Source organism: Nocardioides sp. (assembly GCF_016462705.1).
Classification (GTDB): domain Bacteria; phylum Actinomycetota; class Actinomycetes; order Propionibacteriales; family Nocardioidaceae; genus Nocardioides.
On sequence record NZ_JAEMSS010000216.1, the window covers coordinates 1 to 6,233 of the forward strand.

Below are 6,233 nucleotides of genomic sequence, written 5' to 3' on the forward strand. Positions count from 1 at the left end.
GCGCTGCGGCTGTGGGCGGGTGGGCTGCTGGGAGACCGTCAGCGGCCTGCGCGCCGTCCTCGACCTCGCCGCCGACCCCGACGACCCGGTCCGGGACCCGGCCCTGGGCATCGACGACCGGCTCGCCGAGCTCAACCGGCGGGCGTCGCTGGGCGACGCCCGCACCCTCGCGGCGCTCGACCAGGTCGGCGCGTGGGTCGGGGTCGGCGCAGCGATGCTGGCCAACGCGCTCAACCCCGCGGCGATCGTGCTCAGCGGCTACTTCGCCGCCGTGGGGGAGCACATGCGCCCGTCGATCGAGGACCGGCTCCGGGCCGGCGTGCTGGCGCCGGACGCCGGCGGCACCCGGGTCGAGCTGTCCACCCTCGGCTTCAGCGCCGCGGTCCGCGGCGGCGCCCAGCTCTCCCTCGAGAGCGTCCTCGCCGACCCGGGCCTGGCCGGGCGGCGTACCACCGCGGAAGGAGCCCTCAGGTGACCGGCCCCGACAGCACGGCCCTGCTGCAGATGACGGGCATCGTCAAGGAGTTCCCCGGCGTCCGGGCGCTCGACGGAGTCGACCTCGACGTGCGCGCCGGCGAGGTGCACTGCCTGCTCGGCCAGAACGGCGCCGGCAAGTCCACGCTCATCAAGGTGCTCTCCGGGTTCCACCAGCCGGACGCCGGCACCATCGTCTGGAACGGCGAGACGACGTCGTTCTCCACACCCGCCAGGGCCATCGAGCACGGCGTCGCGACGATCTACCAGGAGCTCGACCTCGTCCCCCACCTCGACGTCACCGAGAACATCTTCCTCGGGCACGAGGTCTCCCGGGCCGGGTTCAGCCAGCGGGGCCAGGCCCGCAAGCGGGTCCGCGAGCTGCTCGCCAGGCTCGGCCACTCCGAGATCTCGCCGACCCGGATCGTCGGGGAGCTGCCGCCAGCCAAGCAGCAGGTCGTCAGCATGGCCCGGGCGCTCTCGCGCGACACCCGGATGCTGGTCCTCGACGAGCCGTCCGCCGTCCTGGACCAGGAGGAGGTCAAGAACCTCTTCCGGGTGATCCGCGACCTCACCGCCGAGGGCGTGGCCGTCGTCTACATCTCCCACCGGCTCGAGGAGATCCGCGAGATCGGCGACCGGATCACGGTGCTGAAGGACGGGCGCACGGTCGGCACCGGCCTCGCCGTCGCCGACACCCCGACGCCCGACCTGATCAAGCTGATGACCGGCCGATCCATCGAGTACGTCTTCCCCCCGCGGCCCGACACCGCCCGCACCGGCGGCGACGTGGTCCTCGACGTCCAGGACCTGGCGCTGGCCGGTGTGTTCAGCGGTGTCTCTCTCACCGTCCGCGCCGGCGAGATCATCGGGCTGGCCGGCCTCGTCGGCGCCGGCCGATCCGAGATCGTCGAGACGCTGTACGGCGCCCGCAAGGCCACGGCCGGCACCGTCACCGTCGACGGCCGGAGGATCCGTCGCGGCTCGGTGGTCTCGATGGTGCGCGCCGGTGTCGGGCTGGCACCGGAGGAGCGCAAGAGCCAGGGCCTGTTCCTCGACGAGGCCGTGTTCCGCAACATCACCATGTCGTCGATGGGCCGCTTCGCGCGGCTGGGCTTCCTCAACCGTCGCGAGGAGCGACGCCGGGCGGCCGAGCTGACCCGCAGTCTCGACGTCCGTCCCGACGGCGTCACCCGCGCGGCGCGCACCCTGTCCGGAGGCAACCAGCAGAAGGTCGTGCTGGCCCGCTGGCTGCTCCGCGACTGCCGCGTGCTGCTGCTCGACGAGCCCACCCGCGGTGTCGACGTCGGTGCTCGCAGCGAGATCTACCAGCTCATCCGCTCGCTGGCCGACCGTGGTCTCGCCGTGGTGGTCGTCTCCAGCGAGATCGAGGAGGTGCTCGGTCTCGCCGACCGGGTCCTCGTCGTCCGCGAGGGCGTGGTCGTGCACCAGGCGCCCGCCACCGAGCTCGACGAGGCCACGGTCCTCGACCTCGTCATGGAAGGAAAGGTCCCCGCATGAACACCCCAGGAACTCGCGGACTCCCCCCGCTTCGCTCCTCCAGCCCACGAGTCCCCGGGGACCCCAAGTGAGCCAGGACAGTGCCCGCGTCGAGCAGGCCGCGCTCGAGTCGGACAAGGAGGGCAACCCGGTCCTCGCCCTGATGCGCACCAGCGTCGGACGCAACGCGGGGCTGGTCGTCGCGCTGCTGCTGATCGTCGTCGTCGGCGTCATCACCGCGGGGGAGCAGTTCGCCAGCGTCGACAACGGCCTGACCATCCTGCGCGCGGCGTCGGTCATCGGCGTGGTGAGCATCGGGATGACCTTCGTGATCATCGGCGGCGGCATCGACCTGTCGGTGGGCGCGATCGCGGCGCTGGCCTCGGTGTGGTCCACCACGGTGGCCACCCAGACGATGGCCGAGGACACGCACTGGCTCGTGATCGTGGGTGTCGCCATGGCGGTCGCCCTCGCCTGCGGTCTCATCAACGGGCTGCTGGTCGCGTACGGCCCCGTGGCCCCGTTCATCGCCACGCTCGCGATGCTCGCCAGTGCCCGGGGGCTCGCCGAGATCATCGCCAACCGCCGTACCCAGATCGTCAGGGTCGACGGGTTCAACGACTTCCTCCGCGGCGACTTCCTCGGGATCTCGGTCCTGATCTGGATCTTCGCCCTGGTGTCCGTGGTGGGCTGGGTGGTGCTCAACCGCACCACCTTCGGCCGGCGCACGGTCGCCGTGGGCGGCAACCCGGAGGCCGCACGTCTGGCCGGGATCAACGTGAAGCGGCACACCGTGATGCTCTACGTCCTGGTCGGCTTCTGCTGCGGGATCGCCGCGCTGATGATCACCGCCCGCACCACCACCGGGTCCTCGACGCACGGCGTCCTCTGGGAGCTGGACGCCATCGGTGCCGTCGTCATCGGCGGCACCCTGCTCACCGGGGGCCGGGGCACCGTCGTCGGCACCGTGTTCGGCGTGCTGATCTTCCAGACGCTGTTCAGCGTCTTCGTCCAGAACAACCTCTCGAGCTCGGCGCAGCAGGTCGCCAGGGGCGCGATCATCGTGCTCGCCGTCCTGCTCCAGCAGCGCCTCGCCGGCTCCACCAGGACCAGCAACACGAGTACCAGGGCCAGTGCGCCCGGCCCCACCGCACCACCCACATCTGTCGCCTAGACGTCCTAGGCCGACACAACCCGAGGAGATCGCATGTCCGCACGTCCACCCCTGCGCCGTCGCTTCCTGGCCGGTGCTGCCGCCACGGTCGTCACGTGTCTGGCGCTCACGGCCTGCACGAGCAACGATCCGGAAGACTCCGACGACGACTCCAACGACACCACCGCGGTGAGCGCCAACGACGACGCCGGCGACACGGTGACGATCGGCTTCTCGGGACCCGCCGCCGACCACGGCTGGCTCGCGGCGATCAACAGCAGCGCCCAGGAGGCGGCCGACCGGTACGAGGACATCGACCTCCAGTTCGCGGAGGGCACGAACGACGTCAACGCGCAGATCGCGGTGGTCGAGGGCTTCATCAACGACGGCGTCGACGCGATCGTGCTGCTGCCGTCCGACGGAGCCGCCCTCACCGAGGTCGCCATCCAGGCGATGGACGCCGGCATCCCGGTGATCAACGTCGACCGTGAGTTCTCGTCGCCGTTCGCCGCCCGCACCACGGTGCTGGGCGACAACTACGGGATGGGCGTGTCCGCCGGCACCTACGCCTGCGGGCTGATCGAGGAGAACGACATCTCCGACCCCGTCATCGCCGAGATCGCGGGCATCGACGCCCTGCCGCTGACCCAGGACCGCTCCCAGGGGTTCGCGGACGCGCTCGAGTCCTGTGGCGAGGAGGTGGACCAGCGGCAGGCCGCCGAGTTCACCGTCGAGTCCGGTGAGGAGGTCGCCGCGAGCCTGCTCCAGGCCGAGGACAAGATCGACATCATCTGGAACCACGACGACGACCAGGGTGTCGGTGTGAAGGCGGCGTTCGAGAACGCCGGCCGCGACGAGTTCTTCTTCATCGGCGGCGCCGGTTCGTGCAACGCGATGGACTGGATCGAGGACGGCTCGATGGAGGCCACCGTGATCTACCCGCCCACCCAGGCCGCGGACGGCATCAAGCTGGCGCGCCTGATCGCCCAGGACAAGGGGATGTCCGACCTGGTCCAGGTCGAGGTGCCCAAGCGGGTCGTGCTCAACGCGCCGGTCGTGTCGGCCGACAACGTCGACGAGTACCGGGACCTCTGCTTCGAGTCCTGACCCGACTCCGGCGTCCGCCGGAGCCTGACTCCCGGTGGGCCGGGCGCGCTGCACCGCCCGGCCCACCGGCGACCAGGACACTCAGACCGAGCCGAGCACCCGAACGGAGCAACCGCACATGACCGACAGCCGCCCGACCCTTGCGGTGGGCATGGTGGGCCACGCCTTCATGGGAGCCGCCCACTCCCAGGCCTGGCGCACCGCGCCGCGCTTCTTCGACCTGCCTCTCACCCCCACCATGCAGGTCGTCTGCGGCCGTGACGAAGCGCGGGTGACGGAGGCCGCGGACCGGCTCGGCTGGGCCGAGACCGAGACCGACTGGCGCCGGCTCGTCGCCCGGCCCGACCTCGACCTCATCGACATCTGTACGCCGGGCGACACGCACGCCGAGATCGCGATCGCGGCGCTCGCGGCCGGCAAGCACGTGCTCTGCGAGAAGCCCCTTGCCAACACGGTCGCCGAGGCCGAGGAGATGGCCGTCGTGGCGGAGCGGGCCGCCGCGGACGGCGTCCGGGCCATGGTCGGCTTCACCTACCGGCGGGTCCCGGCGATCGCGCTGGCCCGGCAGCTGGTCGCCGAGGGGCGGATCGGCGACATCAGGCACGTGCGGGCGCAGTACCTCCAGGACTGGATCGCCGACCCCGAGGCCCCGCTGTCCTGGCGGCTCGACAAGAGCAAGGCCGGGTCGGGCGCACTGGGCGACATCGGCGCGCACATCATCGACCTCACCCAGCACATCACCGGTGAGCGGATCACCGAGGTCTCCGGACAGCTCGAGACCTTCGTCAAGGAGCGGCCGGTGGCGGCCGGAGACACCGCAGGCACCCTCGGCGGCGGCGGCGCGAGCACCGAGCGCGGCCCGGTGACCGTCGACGACGCCGCGGTGTTCATCGCACACTTCACCGGCGGCGGGCTCGGCGTCTTCGAGGCCACCCGGTTCGCGACCGGCCGCAAGAACGCGATCCGGATCGAGATCAACGGCTCCCGCGGCAGTCTGGCCTTCGACTTCGAGGACATGAACGTCCTCGAGCTGTTCGACGCCTCCGAGCCCGACGAGACCGCGGGGTTCCGCCGGATCCTGGTGACCGAGCCAGGACACCCCTACACCGGCTCCTGGTGGCCGCCCGGCCACGGGCTCGGCTACGAGCACGGCTTCACCCACCAGGTGGTCGACCTGGTGCGCGCGATCTCCGACGGCACGGACCCGAGCCCGACGTTCGCCGACGGCCTGCAGGTGCAGCGCGTCCTGGCCGCGGTCGAGACGAGCTCGGACACCCGCAGCTGGCAGGAGATCCCGGCATGACCCACACCCGTCTCCCGGAAGGACGACGCTGATGCCCCGACCGATCACCCTCTTCACCGGCCAGTGGGCCGACCTGCCCTTCGAGGAGGTCGCCAGGCTCGCCTCCGGCTGGGGCTACGACGGCCTGGAGATCGCCTGCTGGGGCGACCACCTCGACCCGTGGCAGGTCGACGACGACGACTACGTCCAGGGCAAGCTCGACCTCTTGGCGAGGTACGACCTGCAGGTCTTCACCATCTCCAACCACCTCAAGGGCCAGGCGGTGTGCGACGACCCCATCGACGCGCGCCACGAGGCGATCCTGCCCGCCGAGGTCTGGGGTGACGGCGACCCCGAAGGGGTGCGCCAGCGCGCCGCCGAGGAGATGAAGCTGACCGCGCGGCTGGCGCAGAAGCTCGGGGTCAAGACGGTCGTCGGGTTCACGGGCTCGTCCATCTGGAAGTACGTGGCGATGTTCCCGCCGGCGTCCGAGGAGATGGTGGCCGCTGGCTACCAGGACTTCGCCGACCGGTGGAACCCGATCCTCGACGTCTTCGACGAGTGCGGCGTCCGGTTCGCCCACGAGGTGCACCCGTCCGAGATCGCGTACGACTACTGGACGACGGTGGCGGCGATGGAGGCGATCGGTCACCGCGAGGCGTTCGGCCTCAACTGGGACCCGAGCCACTTCGTCTGGCAGGACCTCGACCCGGTCGG

The 6,233-nt window shown here is 71.2% G+C and carries 6 protein-coding genes; all 6 read left to right on the forward strand.

Annotation, left to right across the window (positions count from 1 at the left end; translation table 11 throughout):
- Positions 1–475: ROK family protein (locus tag JHD21_RS19625; RefSeq protein ID WP_292678699.1), on the forward strand; the 475-nt coding region annotated here is incomplete at its 5' end.
- Positions 472–1,995 (forward strand): sugar ABC transporter ATP-binding protein, encoded by a 1,524-nt coding sequence (locus tag JHD21_RS19630; protein ID WP_292678702.1) that lies wholly within the window; start codon positions 472–474, stop codon positions 1,993–1,995. The genes JHD21_RS19625 and JHD21_RS19630, both read left to right, overlap by 4 nt.
- A 67-nt stretch (positions 1,996–2,062) precedes the next feature.
- Positions 2,063–3,148, forward strand: coding sequence for an ABC transporter permease (locus JHD21_RS19635; protein ID WP_292678705.1), 1,086 nt, complete (start codon positions 2,063–2,065; stop codon positions 3,146–3,148).
- Between the two features lie 33 nt (positions 3,149–3,181).
- Entirely contained in the window at positions 3,182–4,234 is a 1,053-nt protein-coding gene (locus JHD21_RS19640; protein WP_292678707.1) for a substrate-binding domain-containing protein, read from the forward strand.
- 118 nt (positions 4,235–4,352) lie between these two features.
- Positions 4,353–5,537 carry a Gfo/Idh/MocA family oxidoreductase gene (locus JHD21_RS19645; RefSeq protein WP_292678710.1) on the forward strand — a complete coding sequence of 395 codons (1,185 nt, stop codon included), beginning with the start codon at positions 4,353–4,355 and terminating at the stop codon, positions 5,535–5,537.
- 31 nt (positions 5,538–5,568) lie between these two features.
- On the forward strand, positions 5,569–6,233 hold a 665-nt coding region (locus tag JHD21_RS19650), incomplete at its 3' end, for a TIM barrel protein (RefSeq protein WP_292678713.1).

What these genes read in the sequence shown, in the direction of transcription:
- JHD21_RS19640 (WP_292678707.1), top strand. Translation starts at nt 3,182, where the DNA reads ATGTCCGCACGTCCACCCCTGCGCCGTCGCTTCCTGGCCGGTGCTGCC.
- JHD21_RS19645 (WP_292678710.1), top strand. Translation starts at nt 4,353, where the DNA reads ATGACCGACAGCCGCCCGACCCTTGCGGTGGGCATGGTGGGCCACGCC.